This is a genomic window from Porticoccus sp., assembly GCF_965660005.1.
GTDB lineage: Bacteria > Pseudomonadota > Gammaproteobacteria > Pseudomonadales > Porticoccaceae > Porticoccus.
In genome coordinates, this window is the sequence record NZ_CBFHYF010000082.1 from 1 (window position 1) to 2207 (window position 2207).

Sequence of the window (2207 nt, forward strand, 5' to 3'; positions counted from 1 at the left end):
TGGCCTGCCACCGGTAGAGTACGAACGTCAGTATTTTAATGGGGCTGGAAAGTGTCTAGCTAACTAGTGGCGATTCAAACAGAATCAACCATTGGCTTTCGTAGTTTCTAACAAGTTACTAACTATAAATATCAATAAAATCAATAACTTAAACTATCTGGACTACTCCCACTCAATGGTCGCCGGAGGCTTGCTCGAAATATCATAAACAACCCTGGATATTCCACTGATTTCATTGATAATTCTATTCGAAACTGTTTCCAGCAGTTCATAGGGTAGATGCGCCCAACGGGCCGTCATGAAATCCACGGTTTCCACAGCTCGCAGAGCAATCACCCATTCGTAGCGACGGGCATCGCCCACCACACCCACGGACTTGACCGGCAGGAACACGGCAAATGCCTGGCTGGTTTTGTGGTACCAGTCGGCCCTGTGGAGTTCTTCAATAAATATTGCGTCGGCTTCCCGCAGGATATCGGCGTAGTCCTTTCTGACTTCTCCGAGGATGCGCACACCCAGACCGGGGCCGGGGAACGGATGACGATAGACCATATCGTAGGGCAACCCCAGCTCTACACCAATTTTCCGAACCTCATCTTTGAAGAGCTCCCGCAAGGGTTCAACCAGTGCCATTTTCATGGTGTCGGGCAGACCACCCACATTGTGATGGGATTTGATCACATGGGCCTTACCGGTCTTGGCTGCCGCCGATTCAATGACATCAGGATAGATGGTTCCCTGGGCAAGCCAGTTGACATCTTTCAGCGTAGTGGCTTCGGCATCAAAGATATCGATAAACGTATTGCCAATAATTTTGCGCTTTTTCTCGGGATCCGCTTCCCCCACCAGTTTGCCAAGAAACTGTTCTTCAGCATCCACACGGATCACCTTCACGCCCATATTTTTGGCGAACATATCCATCACCTGATCACCTTCGTTTTTACGCAACAGGCCATTGTCGACAAAGACACAGGTAAGATGGTCCCCAATGGCCTTGTGCAGCAAGGCGGCAACCACAGATGAATCGACCCCGCCGGACAGGCCAAGTAATACTTTGTCGTTGCCGACCTGGGCTCTTACCCTGGCTATGCTGTCCTCAATAATGTGGGCCGGCGTCCAAAGTGCTTCGCAACCACAGATGTCCAGCACGAAATGTTCAAACATCCGCATGCCCTGCAGGGTGTGTGTCACTTCCGGATGAAACTGGACGCCATAAAAGTCTTTTTGGGAGCAGTACATGCCAGCAATGGCACAGGAACTCGTCGAGGCCATGAGTTCAAAGCCGGCCGGCAACGCGATGACTTTATCGCCATGACTCATCCAGACATCGAGCAGTGTGTCCCCGTCATGGCCCACATGATCAACCACATTCTGGAACAGGCGACTTTTGCCATGAACCCTGATTTGTGCGTAGCCGAACTCCTGGATGTTGGAACTTTCTACAGCCCCACCCAATTGGGCAGCCATGGTCTGCATGCCATAGCAGATACCCAGAACCGGGATTCCGAGCTCGAAAACCAGCTGGGGTGCTCGGGGCGATTCTCCGGCGGCGACTGATTCAGGCCCCCCCGCCAGGATGATCCCTTTTGGGTTGTACGCCATGATCTCCGCTTCATCCATGTCCCAGGCACGTATTTCCGAGTAGACACCGACTTCGCGCACACGGCGGGCAATCAGCTGGGTATATTGGGAGCCGAAATCAAGTATCAGAATTTTATGTGAATGAATATCTGTCATAGTCAGTTACCAATCTAAAAGGGCTGCTCGAGGCAGCCCTGTCGGGTTATTTCCAGCACAACAGGATCCCGGCTATTCACGAAGGTAATTCGGCGCTTCCTTGGTAATGGATACGTCGTGAACGTGGCTTTCACTCATGCCCGCCGAGGTGACTCTAACGAAACTGGGTTTACTGCGGAGCGTTTCAATATCAAGGCTACCGGTGTAGCCCATCGCCGAACGAATGCCACCCATCAATTGGTGAATGATCGCTGATAATGGGCCTTTGTAGGGTACGCGGCCTTCAATACCTTCCGGAACCAGTTTTTCTGCACCCTGACTGGCATCCTGAAAGTAACGGTCACTGGAACCACTGGTCTGAGCCATCGCACCCATTGAACCCATACCACGATAGGATTTATAGGTTCGCCCCTGATACAGATCAATTTCGCCCGGCGCTTCCTCTGTACCGGCAAACATGGAGCCCATCA

The 2207-nt window shown here is 51.7% G+C and carries 2 protein-coding genes; both read right to left on the reverse strand.

Going from position 1 to position 2207, the window contains the following annotated elements:
• Nucleotides 1–162: 162 nt before the first annotated feature.
• Nucleotides 163–1737 carry a glutamine-hydrolyzing GMP synthase gene (guaA, locus tag ACTF5G_RS10135; RefSeq protein ID WP_438952682.1) on the reverse strand — a complete coding sequence of 525 codons (1575 nt, stop codon included), beginning with the start codon at nt 1735–1737 and terminating at the stop codon, nt 163–165.
• A gap of 72 nt (nt 1738–1809) precedes the next feature.
• A partial coding sequence (locus ACTF5G_RS10140; protein ID WP_438952683.1) for an IMP dehydrogenase occupies nt 1810–2207 on the reverse strand: 398 nt, incomplete at its 5' end.

Coding starts and splice junctions, on each gene's coding strand:
- guaA (WP_438952682.1), bottom strand. CDS start 1,737: ATGACAGATATTCATTCACATAAAATTCTGATACTTGATTTCGGCTCC.